General features: G+C 43.0%; 18 protein-coding genes. 1 reads left to right on the top strand and 17 read right to left on the bottom strand.

Translation table 11 applies throughout. From position 1 onward, the window contains the following. Positions 1–96 precede the first annotated feature (96 nt). Together MKZ03_RS07415 and MKZ03_RS07410 are read right to left on the bottom strand one after the other, a co-directional pair. Positions 97–1770 carry a DAK2 domain-containing protein gene (locus tag MKZ03_RS07415; RefSeq protein ID WP_341031430.1) on the bottom strand — a complete coding sequence of 558 codons (1674 nt, stop codon included), beginning with the start codon at positions 1768–1770 and terminating at the stop codon, positions 97–99. Between the two features lie 15 nt (positions 1771–1785). Continuing rightward, positions 1786–2148, bottom strand: coding sequence for an Asp23/Gls24 family envelope stress response protein (locus tag MKZ03_RS07410; RefSeq protein ID WP_003211680.1), 363 nt, complete (start codon positions 2146–2148; stop codon positions 1786–1788). Between the two features lie 271 nt (positions 2149–2419). Here MKZ03_RS07410 and rpmB point away from each other — a divergent pair, with 271 nt between their 5' ends. Then, positions 2420–2608, top strand: coding sequence for a 50S ribosomal protein L28 (gene rpmB / locus MKZ03_RS07405; protein ID WP_003212514.1), 189 nt, complete (start codon positions 2420–2422; stop codon positions 2606–2608). A 69-nt stretch (positions 2609–2677) separates the two neighbouring features. Here rpmB and spoVM read toward each other — a convergent pair whose 3' ends face one another. The 15 genes from spoVM to remA all read right to left on the bottom strand — a co-directional run bounded on the left by spoVM (position 2678) and on the right by remA (position 16534). Beyond that, complete coding sequence (gene spoVM / locus MKZ03_RS07400) at positions 2678–2758, bottom strand: stage V sporulation protein SpoVM (RefSeq protein ID WP_008354550.1); 81 nt, start codon at positions 2756–2758, stop codon at positions 2678–2680. Between the two features lie 71 nt (positions 2759–2829). Next, a complete protein-coding gene (locus MKZ03_RS07395) occupies positions 2830–3474 on the bottom strand; it encodes a thiamine diphosphokinase (RefSeq protein ID WP_341031427.1) in 645 nt (214 codons plus the stop codon). Positions 3475–3534: 60 nt separating this feature from the next. After that, complete coding sequence (rpe, locus tag MKZ03_RS07390; protein WP_307499604.1) at positions 3535–4185, bottom strand: ribulose-phosphate 3-epimerase; 651 nt, start codon at positions 4183–4185, stop codon at positions 3535–3537. Between the two features lie 3 nt (positions 4186–4188). Further along, a complete protein-coding gene (gene rsgA, locus MKZ03_RS07385) occupies positions 4189–5085 on the bottom strand; it encodes a ribosome small subunit-dependent GTPase A (RefSeq protein ID WP_034662434.1) in 897 nt (298 codons plus the stop codon). Positions 5086–5097: 12 nt separating this feature from the next. Beyond that, a complete protein-coding gene (gene pknB / locus MKZ03_RS07380; protein WP_307499602.1) occupies positions 5098–7053 on the bottom strand; it encodes a Stk1 family PASTA domain-containing Ser/Thr kinase in 1956 nt (651 codons plus the stop codon). Further along, complete coding sequence (locus MKZ03_RS07375; protein WP_187704493.1) at positions 7047–7817, bottom strand: Stp1/IreP family PP2C-type Ser/Thr phosphatase; 771 nt, start codon at positions 7815–7817, stop codon at positions 7047–7049. Before MKZ03_RS07375 ends, pknB begins: the two co-directional genes overlap by 7 nt. 3 nt (positions 7818–7820) lie before the next feature. After that, positions 7821–8903 carry a 23S rRNA (adenine(2503)-C(2))-methyltransferase RlmN gene (rlmN, locus tag MKZ03_RS07370; RefSeq protein ID WP_034662441.1) on the bottom strand — a complete coding sequence of 361 codons (1083 nt, stop codon included), beginning with the start codon at positions 8901–8903 and terminating at the stop codon, positions 7821–7823. A gap of 3 nt (positions 8904–8906) precedes the next feature. Further along, entirely contained in the window at positions 8907–10250 is a 1344-nt protein-coding gene (gene rsmB / locus MKZ03_RS07365) for a 16S rRNA (cytosine(967)-C(5))-methyltransferase RsmB (RefSeq protein ID WP_034662444.1), read from the bottom strand. Then, positions 10237–11190 carry a methionyl-tRNA formyltransferase gene (gene fmt / locus MKZ03_RS07360; protein ID WP_341031423.1) on the bottom strand — a complete coding sequence of 318 codons (954 nt, stop codon included), beginning with the start codon at positions 11188–11190 and terminating at the stop codon, positions 10237–10239. The genes rsmB and fmt overlap by 14 nt, the downstream gene beginning before the upstream one ends. Positions 11191–11195: 5 nt before the next feature. After that, positions 11196–11678 (bottom strand): peptide deformylase, encoded by a 483-nt coding sequence (gene def, locus MKZ03_RS07355; protein ID WP_034662448.1) that lies wholly within the window; start codon positions 11676–11678, stop codon positions 11196–11198. A 15-nt stretch (positions 11679–11693) separates the two neighbouring features. Beyond that, positions 11694–14102 carry a primosomal protein N' gene (gene priA / locus MKZ03_RS07350; protein ID WP_340972685.1) on the bottom strand — a complete coding sequence of 803 codons (2409 nt, stop codon included), beginning with the start codon at positions 14100–14102 and terminating at the stop codon, positions 11694–11696. Continuing rightward, positions 14099–15316, bottom strand: a complete 1218-nt coding sequence (gene coaBC / locus MKZ03_RS07345; protein ID WP_341031419.1) for a bifunctional phosphopantothenoylcysteine decarboxylase/phosphopantothenate--cysteine ligase CoaBC — start codon at positions 15314–15316, stop codon at positions 14099–14101. Before coaBC ends, priA begins: the two co-directional genes overlap by 4 nt. Positions 15317–15433: 117 nt before the next feature. Then, positions 15434–15637, bottom strand: coding sequence for a DNA-directed RNA polymerase subunit omega (rpoZ, locus tag MKZ03_RS07340; RefSeq protein WP_003211647.1), 204 nt, complete (start codon positions 15635–15637; stop codon positions 15434–15436). A 3-nt stretch (positions 15638–15640) separates the two neighbouring features. Next, a complete protein-coding gene (gmk, locus tag MKZ03_RS07335) occupies positions 15641–16255 on the bottom strand; it encodes a guanylate kinase (RefSeq protein ID WP_106030827.1) in 615 nt (204 codons plus the stop codon). A gap of 9 nt (positions 16256–16264) precedes the next feature. Then, positions 16265–16534, bottom strand: coding sequence for an extracellular matrix/biofilm regulator RemA (gene remA / locus MKZ03_RS07330; protein WP_008344898.1), 270 nt, complete (start codon positions 16532–16534; stop codon positions 16265–16267). Between the last annotated feature and the right edge of the window lie 18 nt (positions 16535–16552).

Here is a 16552-nt window from a genome sequence, read left to right as displayed (position 1 = left end):
TAATGGATTCATTCGTTTCCCGCAACTCATTTCACCGTTGAATCACTAGTAAAAAATTGCAAAAGAAGAAGAAGGGCTTTATTTGCCCTTCTTTCGTTATTCAACAGCCAAAATATATGAATAAAGCGGCTGTTTTCCATCGTGGACTTCAACTTCTACATCTTCAAATGTTTCTTCAATAAAGGCTTCTAACGCATCCATCTCTTCAGATGATGCATCTTCCCCTTTAATGATCGTGACAATCTCATCATCTTCTGTCACCATTTTGGTCAAAAGCTCTTTTGCTGCATCTAATTGATTTTTCGCGGTTAAGGTAATTTTCCCGTTAAAGAGACCCATATAATCGCCTTTGGCAATGTCGATTCCATCAATTTGGGTATCTCTCACTGCAAAGGTAATTTGGCCGCTTTTCACGTGGTCAATCGCTTCTAGCATTGCTGCTTCGTTGTCTTCATTTGAAGCTGCTTCATTTAGAGAAAGAAGTGCCGACATTCCTTGGGGAACGGTCTTCGTCGGTATGACAACGACCTCACGACTTGAGACAGTTGCCGCCTGTTTCGCTGCCATGACAATATTAGAATTATTAGGTAAGATAAAGACGGTTTCGGCATGTACGCTTTCAATTGCTGTGACAATGTCTTCTGTGCTCGGGTTCATCGTCTGTCCGCCTTCAATGACGACGGAAGCTCCGATACTTTTAAACAAGTCAGCAATTCCTTCTCCCATTGCGACACTGACTACTCCAAAGCGCTGTTTTTCAGCAGCAGGTGCCTTTGGTGCAGCGGGCGCGTGTTCTCTTTCTTCGTTCACAATCGAGCTATGCTGCTCTCTCATATTTTCAATTTTCATATTGATCAGGCTGCCGTAGCGCTGTGCATAGGATAAGACATCTCCAGGCTGCTCTGCATGAATATGAACTTTCGCCAGCATTTCATCAGACACCACAAGAAGTGAATCTCCGAATTCGCTTAAGTCTTCTCTGAAGGCATTCTCATCAAAGGACTGTTTGTCTTCTTCAAATTTCACCATAAATTCAGTACAATAACCAAATTCGATATCTTCAGTGTTCATATGGCTTTGTGCACTTTTATGATGCTCTGCACTGACAAGTTCTTTTAACGTTGGCAAAGAGGCCGCTTTCAGATGGAGGTCCTCTCCTCTTAATGAAGCAAGGAAACCTTCATATACGCATAGAAGTCCTTTACCCCCACTATCGACAACGCCCACTTCTTTTAAAACAGGAAGCAGATCCGGCGTTCGATCAAGTGATGCTCTCGCTTCCTCAATCGTTAACTCAAGAACGCGGTCAATGTCATTTTCTGCCGCTGAAACAGCAACCGCTTTCTTTGCTGCATCCTTTGCAACCGTTAAAATGGTCCCTTCAATCGGTTTCATCACGGCTTTATATGCTGTATCAACACCTGCCTGTAAGGCAAGGGCAAATTCTTTTGCATCAATCGTTTCTTTTTGTTCGATATGTTTACTGAAACCTCTAAAGAGCTGTGAAAGGATCACGCCTGAGTTTCCTCTTGCGCCCATCAATAGCCCTTTTGACAGGGCCACGCCGACCTTCCCAATATGATCGGTATTTGTTTCTTCAACTGCTTTTGCCCCTGAAGTCATCGACAAATTCATATTTGTCCCCGTGTCTCCGTCTGGCACTGGAAAAACATTTAACGCATCAACAATTTGTGCGTTTTGAGAAAGATGGTGAGCACCTGCAAGAATCATTTTTGCAAATGAGCGGCCATCAAGATTTCTAATAGACAATATATTTCCTCCTTACTACGGGTTCGTAACTCTTACTCCTTGTACATAAATGTTGACCGAATCAACAGAAAGTCCAACTGTGTGAGAAATCGTATATTTGACTTTCGTTTGAACATTATGTGCGACTTCTGATATTTTTGTACCGTAGCTGACGATGATGTACATATCAATATGAATGCGGTCTTCTTTTTGACGCACAAGAACACCCCGGCTGAAGTTCTCTTTGCGGAGAATATCCGTCAAGCCGTCCTTGATTTGATTTTTGGACGCCATCCCAACAATACCATAGCAATCGATCGCAGCGCCTCCTGCCACCATTGCAATGACTTCATTTGATATATCAATTTGTCCGTATTTCGTTCTAAGTTCAATGGACACATTGGTTCCCCCTTTTTGAGAAATTGCCCTGAGTTATCACTATTTTACTATAAGACCCTTCTTTTTAAAAGAAATCATTCAATCCGACCCAATCCTACTTATACTATAGCCTTGATTTTTTATCAAGATGTCAAGGTATTTTTCTTGAAAGAGGAGTAAACAATCCTTGCAAACCCCTTGAAGCTGTGGTAAATTATTAAAGTATCTTGAGGCATCTCTAAGTACGTATATGAAGAATATGATGATGTTTTCGCAGTTAGGAGGGAAACAAATGGCACGTAAATGCGTTATTACAGGCAGAAAAACAAAAGCTGGGAACAACCGTTCTCACGCAATGAACTCTACAAAACGTACATGGGGCGCGAACCTTCAAAAAGTTCGTATTCTAGTGGACGGTAAGCCTAAAAGAGTATATGTATCAGCTCGAGCTTTGAAATCTGGTAAAGTTGAGCGTGTATAAGCAAGAGTAAACGCCTGCTACAATGAATTGTAGCAGGCGTTTTTATGTGGAAATAAAGGAGATTACTCATTAATCTTTCTTAAATGAACCAAGCATCGCACGGACAATGCCGCCAAGAAATCTAGGCAGTTTGATTGTATAAAATTTCATTTTGTCCCCCTCCTAAAAGTACCGCTTGCAGCACAATTGAGCTTAATCAGCCATCCACATTGATAGGTTGGTCAATCTTTGCTTCTTACCATTATTAATATGCCTTCATGAAAAGAAAAAGTACCATTTGAGTGGATGAGTTCGTTACTAATACATAGTGTGGAACCAGGCTCAATATGACAATTTTTCAGAGGATATTTGAAACCTTTTAATGTCAGCTTTTCAACGGGTGTTCCAAAGGATAGAAACGACACATATTGTTTATCCTGATCTTCTTTTATTTCGTATGTACCAGATTCAAACATTTGAATGATATTTTGTTTGTCTACAAGGGTGATATTCTGCTTGTGCTGAATCCCTTTGTAAAGAAGATGGATATTTCCTAGAAAATGATCAGCCCTTCCTCCCGTAATACCGTAGATGTAAATATGTGCTGGATGCTGACTCAGTGCCCAGTTCAGTGCAAGCTCTAAATCGGTTTCATCCTTTTCAGCTTGAAATACATTCAGGGCAGGCAATTTTTCTTTCAGCTCCCGAAGCTCTTCTTCTGTCACACTGTCAAAATCACCAAAGGCTTTGGCAGGGATGATGCCTTGCTCTAGTAAGAAGAGGGTTCCACGGTCTACGCCAATCCAGAGAATATCCTTCTGTGATGCTTCATGTTCAAGTGGCGGAATGTATTCAAAAGGACCGCCGGCTACGATATGTATGTGCATGATATACGCTCCTGTCTATATAAAAAGAACCAAAGATCACAATGACTTTGGTTCCTTACTTTACGCTTCTCGAATTGCCTGGATAGCTGCTGCGCGGTTGTCTTTACCGTATACCGCAGAGCCCGCTACAAGTAAATTAGCGCCTGCTTCTTTGCAATCCTTTGCAGTCTCTACATTGACACCGCCGTCTATTTCTATCAGTAAATCGGTTAAGCCCTTTTGTTCACTCATTGCTTTTACTTCTTTTACCTTCGTGAGGACAGATGGAATAAATGCCTGCCCCCCGAAACCAGGGTTCACTGTCATGAATAATACAAGGTCCACATCTTCTAATACATGCTCAATGTGAGAAACGGGTGTGTGCGGATTCAAGACGACCCCTGCTTTTACACCTTGTTCTTTCATATGTTGTATTGTTCGGTGTAAGTGCGGACAAGCTTCCACATGAACAGAGATAATATCAGCGCCTGCTTTTGCGAATGCAGGAATATACCGATCTGGCTGCTCAATCATTAAGTGAACATCAAGCGGAAGACGCGTATGCGGTCTGATCGCTTCGACGACATTTGGCCCAAATGTCATATTCGGAACAAAATGACCGTCCATGACATCGATATGAATATAATCTGCACCGCCTTGTTCCACATCACGGATATCTTTCTCCAAATTGGCAAAATCTGCTGATAAAATGGAAGGGGCAATATAAACCATGATTTAGTACCTCGGCTTTCTGTCTTTGATTTCAGTTAAAAACTCTAAATAATGCTGATAGCGATACTCTTTGATTTGATCATGCTCGACCGCATCTTTTATCGCACACCCAGGCTCTTTCACGTGCAGGCAGCCTCGAAATTTACAATCTGCACTTCGGTCTCTAATATCTAAAAAGTATAGACCTAGATCTTCTGCTTCGATGCCAGTAAATTCGAGCGAGCTAAAGCCCGGAGTATCTGCAATGAGCCCGTCTGCTGTTCGAATGAGTTCGACATGTCTTGTCGTATGCTTTCCTCGTCCGAGATGGGATGAGATATCATCTGTTTTCAGCGCCAATTCAGGACTCATCGCATTTAAAAGAGAGGACTTGCCTACACCAGACTGACCGGCAAATACCGTAATTTTATTGTGAAAGTGCGGAGTCAGCTTCTCAATGCCATCTCCTTCAATCGTAGAGGTTAAATGAACCTCATAGCCAATTTGCCGATAGTCGTCTGCATATGCCATGATCGTTTCACGCTCTTCATCTGTTTTCAATAAGTCCATTTTAGTGATGCAGATAATCGGCTCAATATGATTGGCTTCAACAAGCACTAAAAATCTGTCTAAAAGTGATGTACTAAAAGTTGGTTCTGCTGCTGAGAAAACAAGTACCGCTTGATCAACATTACTAATAGGCGGACGAACAAGTTCGTTTGTCCGTTCTTTTACTTCTAATAAGTAGCCTTCTTTATCGTTGTCTGCTTGATACACGACGTAATCGCCAACAAGAGGTGTAATTTTGTTTTTTCGAAAGATGCCTCTCGCTCTGCACTGAACCACTTTTCCACTCTCTTGCGATTCATCCAGCACATAGTAGAATCCGCTTAATGCTTTTATAATTTTGCCCTCAGGCATAAAGTCCCTCCTTTATTCATCATCAGGGTATTCGATCGTTTTCGAGCTGACGACTTTATCATCAACCGTCACTTGATAATATCCTTTTTGACCTGGTTCAATCTTAAATTTAATGGTCCGTTCAGTCGGCGCAGTGATTTTAAAGCTTTCGTATGAATCAGAGATGCTATGCTCCGCATCATCAATGGAAATTTGGACATTCATTTCCTGTCCTTCCGCTTCTGGTTCATAAGGAATGGCAATCTTTTCAGTTACCGTTTTGGCTGGTTTTTCCTTCGGTCCAAGAGAGAATGTAATCTTGACCGTGTCACCTGGTTTAACAGCCGTTCCTGCTCCTGGTTCCTGCTTCATGACCTCGCCTTTTGGCACTTCGTCAGAATGCGCTTCTTTTTCATCAAGCTTTAATCCGTTATCCTCTAAATAATTCGATGCCGCTTGCTTACTATACGTCGTTAAATCACGTAATGTAATATCGGCAGGACCTATGCTGACAGTCAACGTGACCTCTTCATCTGCTGCTACAAGCTCAGTATTCGCTGAAGGACTCTGTTCCATGACAATCCCAGATTCGGTGTCATTATCATTCACTTCCTCCACAACGACCTGTTTAAACCCTTTTTTCTCTAATATTTCTTTTGCTTGATCGACCTTTTCGCCTGTTACATCAGGTAATTCGGTCTTTTCCTTGCCAGTACTTTCGTAAAGCTGAATCTCTGTCCCTTCTTTTACCTTTGTGCCGATTTTAGGGTCTGTTTTGACGACGAGACCTTTTTCAATTTTCTCATCAGCGATCTCTATTGACTCCGAAGCGACGGTAAACCCAGCTTTCTTCAAGGTATCTTCTGCTTTTTCAACCGTCATGCCAGATACATCCGTGACCTCCACATCTTTTGGAAAAAGCAGCCCTGGAAACACAGTGATGGCTAAAATCGTCGCAGCGGTCAAAATAAATAAGATGGATGCCACAATCCATGGCCATTTTTTTCGTTTCTTTTTCGGCTTTTGTTTCTCTTTTTTCTTCGGTTTTTGAGCCGGGTGGACAGCTGTTTTTTCATTGTCTTGATCGATTAGATGATCTTGAATGATTGGGATCGCTTTCGTTGCTTCATGGTCTTCTTCAATGACAAAGCGTTTTTCTTTTAATCTGGCTGGATCGAAAGCGGTTTTTAAGTCTTTTTGCATTTCAGATGCATCTTCATATCGATAAAATGGATCTTTGGCCATCGCCTTTAAAATGATGTTTTCCACGCTTTGTGGAACAGAAGGATTCCATCTCCTCACAGATGGAGGCTCTGATTGCAAATGCTTCAGTGCGACACTGACAGCCGATTCCCCTTCAAATGGCATGCGTCCTGAGATGAGTTCATAAAGCACAATCCCAAGCGAATAGATGTCTGACTTTTTCGTTGCAAGACCTCCGCGTGCTTGTTCTGGAGACAAATAGTGCACGGAGCCTAGGACAGAATTTGTATGGGTAATGGTCGCTGAGCTGAGTGCCATGGCAATCCCAAAATCAGTGACTTTGATATTCCCCATATTGTCTATTAATATATTGTGAGGCTTAATGTCACGGTGGACGAGCTGTTTCGCATGGGCTTCTTCCATCGCCGCAACGACTTGCTCCATGATGCGAACAGCTTCTTTCGGATGAAGCGGGCCATTGGCGTGTATGTATTCTTTCAGCGTCATCCCCTCGACATATTCCATGACAATATAATAAATGTCATCTTCTTCCCCTACATCGTAGATGCTGACAATATTCGAATGATCTAAGCTTGCAGCTGATTGCGCTTCCCGCCGGAATCGTCTAATAAAATCATCATCGCTCGCAAAGTCAAACCGCAAAATTTTAATCGCTACTTCGCGATCTAAAATCATATCCTCCGCCAAATAGACGTTTGCCATTCCGCCTCCGCCTATGACGCGAAGAATCTGATAACGGCCGCTGATCCTTTTTCCGATCAACACTTGCTGTCACCCTCCTCTGGCTGGGAGGAGATTTCTAACAGTACTGCTGTAATGTTATCTTCACCGCCGTTGTCATTCGCTGTTTGAATTAACTCTGTTACTTTTTCATCTGGTGCGTTCGTTTGCGTTAAAATATGAATCAAATTCTCTTCTTCTACTTTATTCGATAGACCATCTGAGCAAAGCAGGATTTGATCTCCTGGGTCCACTTCAAAGGTGCGTGCATCAATTTGAACACGTTTATCTGTTCCTAATGCTTTCGTGAGCACATTTTTTCTTGGATGATATTCTGCATCCGCTTTTGAAATTTCACCTGTTTTCACAAGTTCATTCACAAGTGAATGATCATCCGTTAATTGGGTCAGCGCTCCTTCTCTTAGCAGGTAGCAGCGGCTGTCTCCAATATGCGCAATTGTGACCGTTTGCAAATGAACGAGCGCACACACAATGGTCGTCCCCATTCCTTGGCACTCCTCATTGTTTTTCGCATGTTCATATACTTGGTCATTAATGTCACTGATTTTTGAGATTAACCAGCTTTCTTGATCGGCTGGCTTTTCTGGAATTGAAGATGTTTTTTCCCAGTATTCTTTCAAAGAAGAGACTGCCATCTTGCTGGCGACATCACCAGCAAGATGACCTCCCATGCCGTCTGCTACAACAGCGAGAAGTGAGTCTTCTTTTGCTTCAAAAATACCTGCATCATCTTCATTATGCTGACGGACTTTTCCTGTATCGGTAAGAAAGGCTGCCCTTATCAACATTCGTCACCTCGTCTCTTCCTGACGCTCCTTCGCTCTTAGCTGACCGCAAGCAGCATCAATGTCATGGCCTTGCTCTCGTCTAATCGTTACGTTTACGCCGCGTTCTTTCAGCGTTTTTTCAAATAGGAAGATTTGTTCTCTAGGTGTTCTCACATAATCTCTCTCTGGTACATAGTTCACCGGAATGAGGTTTACGTGGCACTTGATTCCTTTTAATAGGTCTGCAAGTTCTTCCGCATGGTGAACTTGATCATTTACTCCGCCAAACAGGCCGTATTCAAAGCTGACACGTCTACCCGTCTTTTGAATGTAGTATTCAATGGCTTCCATTAATTTTGGCAGCTTATATGCCTTATTGATCGGCATCAGGCGGCTTCTTATCTCTGTGTTCGGTGCGTGCAGAGATACAGCAAAGTTGATTTGCATTTGCTCATCAGCGAATTGATAGATCTTTGGAATGATTCCGCTTGTCGAAACTGTAATATGACGTGCACCAATATTTAAGCCGTTGTCATGGTTGATGATTTTAAGGAAGGCAAGCATTTCTTCAAAGTTATCAAACGGTTCGCCAATTCCCATGATGACAACAGAGCTGACTCTCTCATCTGTTTCGTCAAGTGCCTGCTGCACTTTTAATACTTGTGCAACGATTTCTCCCGCTTCAAGGTTTCGTTTTAAACCGCCAAGTGTAGATGCACAGAATGTACAGCCAATTCTACAGCCAACCTGAGTTGTGACACAGACAGAGTTTCCATATTCGTGACGCATAAGCACTGTTTCAATTGTATAGCCATCATGCAGTTCAAATAAAAACTTGATCGTTCCGTCCTGAGACGTTTGTTTGATCACGGTTTTTAAAGTTGTGATTGTAAATTGATCTTTTAATTTTTCTCTTAAATCTTTGGAGAGGTTAGACATTTCATCAAAGGATGTCACACGTTTCTCATAAAGCCACTCAAAAATTTGAGCTGCGCGGAAAGGCTTTTCGTCTTGTTCTTTTAACCATTCTTTCATTTCGTGAAGCTCAAATGAATAAATCGACGGCATATCTGTTTTCAGTTCTTTTCTTACTTTTTGTTCTGTCATTTTTTATCCCTTCTTTCTCATGCTGCAAATAAAGAAACCATCTGTTCCGAAATAATGAGGAAGAATTTGTACACTTCCGTTTTGAACAAACGGAGCAACCTGCTCAGGCAGCCGTTCATTAAGAGATAGATCGGGTTCGAAGTCTTGGTGTTCTTGTAAAAACGCATGAATCACTTGTTGATTTTCTGTTGGGTCCATTGTACATGTACTATATACAAGGGTTCCGCCAGGCTTTAAAAGCGGAGCTGCTTCTTTTAAAATTGCCTGCTGAATAGCAGCAAGCCTTGCTGAGTCTTCTGGAGACTTAGTATATTTCATATCTGGTTTTCGTCTGATGACGCCAAAACCAGAACACGGCGCATCAATCAGAATACGGTCAAATGAAGCTTCGCTGTAATAGTCTTTCGCTTTCCTTGCATCAAGCGCTTTTGCCTCAATCTGAGTAAGGTTCAGGCGTTTTGCTGCTTGTTTGATGAGTTTCACTTTGTGTTCATGTAAATCAAGTGAAACAATTTGTCCTTCGTCGTTCATACGCTCTGCGATATGTGTTGATTTTCCGCCTGGAGCCGCACAGGCGTCAAGCACTGTTTCTCCCGGCTGAGGGTCTAGTGCTCTTGCGACAAGCATTGAGCTTTCATCTTGAATGGTCACATAGCCTTCTTGAAAAGAAGGGGTTGAAACGATGGACCCTTTCATCAGCTTGAGTGCATCTTCAGATAAGTCGCCGAGCTCCGTTTCGATTCCGGCATCCAGCAGTTCTTGCTGCAATGCCGCGCGGCCGGTTTTCATTCGATTGACACGGAGGGTTTGCTTTGGCGGTACTAAATGAATGCGGCACATGCTTTCTGCCGCTTCAAATCCGTACGACTGAACCCATTCCTGCACGAGCCATAATGGGTGGCTTGTCTCAATTGAAAGCCGCTTGACCGGATCTTTGATGTCATCAAAAGCCGGAACACCTTCTCTTTGCACGGAACGAAGAACGCCGTTCACAAGTGAAGAAATGCCCTTGTGCCCTCTCTTTTTCGTTAGCTCAACTGCTTCATGGATGGCTGCACGGTCTGGAATCTTTTCAAGGTAGACCATTTGATAAAGAGACATCCGCAAAAGCTGCATGACCCATGGAGCCACCTTTTGCGGTTTTTTCACAAATGGTGCCAGCATATAATCTAATGCCAGCTTATTTTGCAGTGTACCGTACACAAGCTCTGTTAAGAGCGGTTTGTCCTGATCTGCCAAGTCTTTGTCTTTCATGACTGACTGCAAAAGCAAATTACTGTAAGCTTGGTTTTGTTCAAGTTTGATTAAAGCGTCCAGCGCTACTTCTCTCACATTACTTTTCTTCATTCATTAACCCTAATTTCTGTCCAATTTCGATATTTGCGCCTCTTAAGAAGTCTTCGCCGCTCATTTTTTTCTTACCAGCTGGCTGCACACCTGTTAATAAAAGGCCTTGCTTATTCCCAGTTCCAATGACCGGACCTTCTTTTTGAAGCTCAATCACTTTCCCAGGTTCTTCTTGCACTTGAAGTGGAACTTTTTTCGCTTCCCATACTTTTAGATGAGCCCCGTTCCATTCAGTATAGGCAACTGGCCATGGATTTAAGCCGCGAACTTGGTTGTAAAGCTCTTCTCCGGTCTTTGCCCAGTCTAACCTTTCTTGCTCTCGCTTTATATTAGGTGCGTAGGTTGCCGCTTCTTCATTTTGCGGAATTGGAGAAATAGATCCGCTCAGAACATTTGGCACAGTATCTTTCAGCAATGCGGCGCCTGCTACACTTAATTTGTCATGTAATGTACCGACATTGTCTAATTCGTCGATTTCTACTTCTACTTTACTGATCATGTCCCCTGCATCGAGTCGTTCCACCATGTACATGATGGTGACGCCTGTTTTCTTTTTACCTTGAAGGATCGCATAATGGATCGGCGCGCCGCCTCTTAGTTCTGGCAGCAGTGAGGCATGAACATTGATACAGCCAAACTGAGGTTCATCCAGTAATCGTTTTGGTAGAATTTGTCCAAATGCCGCCGTTACAATTAAATCGGGCTTTAATGAAAGCACTTTATCAATTTCTTCATCAAGACGCACCTTTTCAGGCTGCAGTACAGGAATGCCGTGCTTTAAGGCTTCTACTTTCACAGGAGGCGGTGTGAGTACTCGTTTTCTGCCTTTTGGGCGATCTGGCTGCGTGACGACCCCGACAACTTCGTATCCTTCTGTTATGAGTGTTTGCAGCACAGGTACTGAGAAATCAGGGGTTCCCATAAATACAATACGTGCCATTTTCTTCACCCTTCCATTTCCGCAAGTTCTTTTTCTGTATAGGTTTGAATGATTTTCGACGTGAATAATATGCCGTCTAAATGATCAATTTCGTGCAATAAGGCTCTTGCTAAAAATCCTTCTGCTTCTATTGTAAATGGTTTGCCTTTCTTATCAAAGGCTTTTACCTTCACATAGCTCGGTCTTTCTACTGTGCCGTATAAAGATGGAAAGCTCAGGCAGCCTTCAATATCTGTTTGACTTCCTTTCACTTCAAGAACCTCGGGATTCACTAAATCAATTCTGCCAGGTTCTTCTCCGATATCGACAACAGCCATTCTTTGTGAAATGCCGATTTGTGGTGCTGCTAGTCCGACTCCATCTAGCTCAAGCATTGTATCATACATATCATCAAGCAGTTTTTTGAGCTTTTTATCGAACGTATCAACAGGCTCTGCCTTTTGTTCAAGTACTTCTGCCGGATGTATGACTATTGGTTTTACTGCCACTTAAAGCCCTCCGTTTTACATCATCATATATGGATTCATATCTATTGAAATCATCAATTGTTTTTGTTCCATTTCCTTTTGATAATGATCTTGTATTTTCCGTAGTAAACTTGCCAGTTCATTTTCCCTTTTGTATTTTATCACGCATTGATATCGATATCTATCTTTGATCTTAGCGATTGGTGATGCAGCCGGACCAAGGATTCTTGTATTCGGTGCACAGTTCATTTTTAGGAACTGGACAATTTGATCAGTGACATGCGCTGCCTTCGTCACTTCCTCGTGTGATACCGTCACCATTGCCAAATAGTAATACGGCGGATAGGACTGGTGGCGGCGATGCAGCATCTCCTGTTCATAAAAGGCTTCATAGTCATGCTGCTTCGTTAATTCAATACTATAGTGAGAAGGCGTATACGATTGAATGATCACAGAACCCGCTTTTTCATGACGTCCTGCCCTGCCGCTGACCTGCGTGAGAAGCTGAAATGTTTTTTCACTTGAACGAAAATCAGGAATATGAAGAGACGTATCCGCACTGAGAACACCAACAAGTGTGACATCTGGGAAATCTAGCCCTTTTGCTATCATCTGCGTCCCGAGCAAAATGTCCGCTTCTTTATTGCCAAAAGACGTGAGAAGCTTTTCGTGAGCACCTTTACGAGACGTTGTATCCACATCCATTCGGATCACTCTTGCCTCAGGCAGTACTTTTGTAAGCTCTTCTTCTACACGTTGCGTACCCGTCCCAAAATAGCGAATATGCTCACTATGGCATTCTGGACATTCAGCAGGCACCGGTGCTTCGTGCCCGCAATAATGGCATTTCAGCCGTTTTTGATAGCGGTGATAGGTGAGAGAAATTTCGCAATGAGGACATTGCTCCACATATCCGCAATCACGGCACATCACAAAGGATGAATAGCCCCTTTTATTCAGAAATAAGACGGCTTGTTCTTTTCTTTCAAGCACTTCCTTTAATCTGAGCATTAATTCTTCTGAAAACATGGACCTGTTGCCATTTCTCAATTCTTCTCTCATATCAATTAACGAAACGTGCGGCAGCTGCTGCTGGTTGACGCGATGTTTAAGCGTCAGCAATGTAAACACGCCTTTTTTCGCACGCGCGTAGGTTTCAAGTGAAGGGGTTGCACTGCCTAAAACGACTGGGCATCGATGCCTTCTGGCTCGTTCAATGGCGACATCCTTGGCATGATAACGAGGCATTTCTTCTTGTTTATAAGAAGATTCATGCTCTTCATCTATGATAATCATGCCTAGATTTTCAAATGGAGCGAAAACAGCAGATCTCGCGCCCACGACAAGCTTGACTTCCTTGCGGTGGATTTTCCGCCATTCATCATATTTTTCCCCTGTCGATAAGCCGCTGTGAAGTACAGCCACATTTGAGCCGAACCGTTCTTTAAACCGCTGAACCATTTGAGGGGTTAACGAGATTTCAGGAACGAGGACGATCGCTTCTTTTCCTTTTTGAAGGGCATGATCAATCGTCTGCAAGTATATTTCCGTTTTACCGCTTCCTGTCACCCCGTGCAGCAGAAAGGTTTCATGCCGGTCATCACTGACTGCTTGATGAATATGTTTTGCCGCTTCTGCTTGTTCTGGCATGAGATCAAGTGAAGCAGATGGTGTAAACGCCCGGTCACGATAAGGATCACGGTAGACCTCTTCATAGCTTTCTGTTAGCAGCCCTTCTTGAATAAAGGTTTTAAGCGTTTGAGAACTCGCGCCTGTTTGCTGCTGCAAGTCTTTCGCTAAAAAGGCCGTCTCACTCGCTTGAAGCAAAAAGGAGAGCAGTGCCTTTTGTTTCACCGCATTTTTCTTAAGCTGCTGTTGTTTTTCTTCAAGCTTATCTTTCGATACAGCTAGATGGAGCATGCGCACCTTTTTCTTTCCAGATTTTTGCGAGACGTGATACCTTACCTCTAGATGACCTTTTTGGACATGCTTTTGAATCTGTTTTAGTTGTTCGGCCGGGATGTCAGCGTAAAGGATGCTATCTCGCTGACCGAAAAGCTCTTTCAATGACTGCGGAAGTTCTTCATCTGACAGCACCTGAATTTCTTTTTCATACTTCGCCTTCATGGCTGCAGGCAGCATCGATTGAAGTGCCGTAATGTGATAGGACAATGTTTTTTCCGTCAGCCAGTGGGAAAGCTCCAATAGCTCATCTGTCAGAACAGGTGATAAATCAAATAAATCGACAATGTCCTTGATGTTTCCTGTCTTTATGTCTGTTTCGTCTTTGACTTTTGTCACAAACCCTTGAATCTTCCTTGGGCCAAAGGGAACGACCACCCTCATTCCCGCTTTGACGAGATCTTTGAATCGATCTGGTACACGGTAATCGAATGGCCGGTCAATGGCTTTCGTTGTGACATCCACGATGACTTCAGCAATCATGCTCGATCACGCTCTTTTGGCAACAGCTGTTTTGCCTCCTTTAAGATTTCAAAAGCGAGGTCTTTTTTACTCATCATCGGCAGCTCTTTTGTTGTACCATCTGCTTTGATGATTGCTGCTACATTTGTGTCTGTGCCAAAGCCTGCACCTTCTTTTGTGACGTTGTTGGCCACAATCATATCTAAATGCTTGGATTCGATTTTCTTTTTCGCATAATATTCTACATCCTGCGTTTCAGCTGCAAAACCGACAAGCACTTGATGCTCTTTTCTTTTCCCCAGCTCTTTTAAAATATCTTTTGTCCGGGTGAATTCAATCTCTAAGGCGCCGTCCTGTTTTTTCATTTTATGAGGATATGATGTCACAGGGGTATAGTCGGCGACCGCTGCTGATTTAATGACAAGGTCCGCTTCCTCGTACACATCTAATACGGCTTGATACATGTCCTCTGCCGATTCAACGTGCACCATATGTACATGGTCAGGTGCCGTTAAAGAAACAGGTCCTGAAATGAGCGTGACATCAGCCCCCATTTGCTGCGCAGCCTCTGCAATCGCATAGCCCATTTTTCCTGACGATCGATTTGTAAAGAAACGCACAGGATCGATGACTTCTCGTGTAGGACCTGCTGTCACCACGACTTTTTTACCTGAAAGCGGTAAGCTTTTTGGCTCTTCAAAAAATGCACGGATGTGCTCAACAATTTTTTCAGGCTCCTCTAACCGCCCTTTTCCAATGTAGCCGCAGGCTAAATAACCTTCACTCGGCTCAATAAACCGGTAGCCGTCCTCATATAATGTGCGAATGTTCCGCTTTACAGCCGGGTGATCATACATATGCACATTCATTGCTGGTGCGATCCATACAGGAGCGGTTGAAGCAAGTAAGGTCGTCGTGAGCATATCATCTGCAAGCCCTGCCGCCATTTTACCAATCGTATGTGCTGTTGCAGGGGCAACAAGAATGAGATCGGCCCAGTCAGCTACGTCAATATGCGCAATGACTTTTGGATTGTTTTCTTTAAATGTATCCACATACACCTCATGTCGAGACAGAGCTTGGAAGGTAAGCGGAGACACAAATTCACGGGCAGATTCCGTCATAATCACTCTTACATTTGCGCCCGCCTGTACGAGTTTACTAGTAAGAGCAGCTGCTTTATATACGGCGATTCCTCCGCTGACGCCGAGCAAAATATTTTTTGACTGTAACATTTGTTTGTCCCCCTTAACGGCCTTTTTCACAAATTCGTCTACAATTCAAAAAAGTCAAAACCAATCATAGTTTTGACTTTTTTGAACGTATCGTATCTGCATAGCAGAAGCGATGTGTTATTCTTGATCCTCTTTTTCAAATGTCAAAAGACCGGCATCGATTTCTTCCAGTGCTTTGCCTACGAATTTGTAAGACTTTGTATTTTCAATTTGCTGATCTTGGTGGATCTGCATTTCACGTGCACGGCGTGCAGACACTGTCACAAGTGTATATTTTGAATCAAGTTTGTTCATCAATGAGTCAATTGAAGGATCTAACATAGTTTATTCTACCCCCAGCATTTTTTTATATCTTGGTGCGACTCTGTCTCTGCGCAGGTGTTCTGCAAGGACGATCGCTTTGATTCTTTCACAAGCAAGCTCGACATCATCGTTTTCCACGACATAGTCGTAAGCATCCATCATTTCAATCTCTTCTTTTGCAGCAGCCATTCGATTGCGAATGAGCTCCTCAGACTCTGTACCACGTGTAATGATGCGGTTTTGAAGTTCTGAAAGACTAGGCGGTGCAAGGAAAATAAAAAGACCTTCTGGAAATGCTTCTCTTACTTGAAGTGCACCTTGCACTTCGATTTCAAGGAAAACATCTTTTCCTTCGCTTAATGTCTGTTCTACATAGTCAACAGGCGTGCCGTAGTAATTCCCGACATACTCTGCCCATTCTAACAGCTTTTTGTTTTCAATCATATGTTCAAATTCTTCCCTGGATTTAAAGAAATAATCGACACCATTTCTTTCACCTTCACGCGGTTTACGTGTCGTCACAGAAATAGAGTATTCAAATTCCGTATCTTCCTGGGAGAAAATGGCTTGTCTGACCGTTCCTTTACCAACTCCCGAAGGTCCAGAGAGAACGATTAAAAGTCCTCTTTCTTTCATAATGGCGTATTACCCCTGCCCTTCATCTATGATTTCTTCTTTTACAGAAAGTCTTTGCGCGACAGTCTCAGGCTGAACGGCAGATAAGATGACATGGTCACTGTCCATAATGACAACAGCACGGGTTCTTCTTCCGTATGTAGCATCTATGAGCATGCCTCGATCTCTTGCGTCTTGTATCATTCGTTTAATCGGTGCTGATTCTGGACTGACGATCGAAATCATCCGATTCGCTGAAATGATGTTTCCAAATCCGATATTGATCAACTTTATGGTCATCTTCTAACGTCCCCCTGT

It is taken from the genome of Bacillus sp. FSL R5-0431, assembly GCF_038002985.1.
Classification (GTDB): domain Bacteria; phylum Bacillota; class Bacilli; order Bacillales; family Bacillaceae; genus Bacillus.
This window is presented reverse-complemented; position numbering and strand designations above follow the sequence as displayed.

What these genes read in the sequence shown, in the direction of transcription:
- rpmB (WP_003212514.1), top strand. Translation starts at nt 2,420, where the DNA reads ATGGCACGTAAATGCGTTATTACAGGCAGAAAAACAAAAGCTGGGAAC.
- spoVM (WP_008354550.1), bottom strand. Translation starts at nt 2,758, where the DNA reads ATGAAATTTTATACAATCAAACTGCCTAGATTTCTTGGCGGCATTGTC.
- MKZ03_RS07395 (WP_341031427.1), bottom strand. Translation starts at nt 3,474, where the DNA reads ATGCACATACATATCGTAGCCGGCGGTCCTTTTGAATACATTCCGCCA.
- rpe (WP_307499604.1), bottom strand. Translation starts at nt 4,185, where the DNA reads ATGGTTTATATTGCCCCTTCCATTTTATCAGCAGATTTTGCCAATTTG.
- rsgA (WP_034662434.1), bottom strand. Translation starts at nt 5,085, where the DNA reads ATGCCTGAGGGCAAAATTATAAAAGCATTAAGCGGATTCTACTATGTG.
- MKZ03_RS07375 (WP_187704493.1), bottom strand. Translation starts at nt 7,817, where the DNA reads ATGTTGATAAGGGCAGCCTTTCTTACCGATACAGGAAAAGTCCGTCAG.
- rlmN (WP_034662441.1), bottom strand. Translation starts at nt 8,903, where the DNA reads ATGACAGAACAAAAAGTAAGAAAAGAACTGAAAACAGATATGCCGTCG.
- rsmB (WP_034662444.1), bottom strand. Translation starts at nt 10,250, where the DNA reads ATGAAGAAAAGTAATGTGAGAGAAGTAGCGCTGGACGCTTTAATCAAA.
- fmt (WP_341031423.1), bottom strand. Translation starts at nt 11,190, where the DNA reads ATGGCACGTATTGTATTTATGGGAACCCCTGATTTCTCAGTACCTGTG.
- priA (WP_340972685.1), bottom strand. Translation starts at nt 14,102, where the DNA reads ATGATTGCTGAAGTCATCGTGGATGTCACAACGAAAGCCATTGACCGG.
- coaBC (WP_341031419.1), bottom strand. Translation starts at nt 15,316, where the DNA reads ATGTTACAGTCAAAAAATATTTTGCTCGGCGTCAGCGGAGGAATCGCC.
- rpoZ (WP_003211647.1), bottom strand. Translation starts at nt 15,637, where the DNA reads ATGTTAGATCCTTCAATTGACTCATTGATGAACAAACTTGATTCAAAA.
- gmk (WP_106030827.1), bottom strand. Translation starts at nt 16,255, where the DNA reads ATGAAAGAAAGAGGACTTTTAATCGTTCTCTCTGGACCTTCGGGAGTT.
- remA (WP_008344898.1), bottom strand. Translation starts at nt 16,534, where the DNA reads ATGACCATAAAGTTGATCAATATCGGATTTGGAAACATCATTTCAGCG.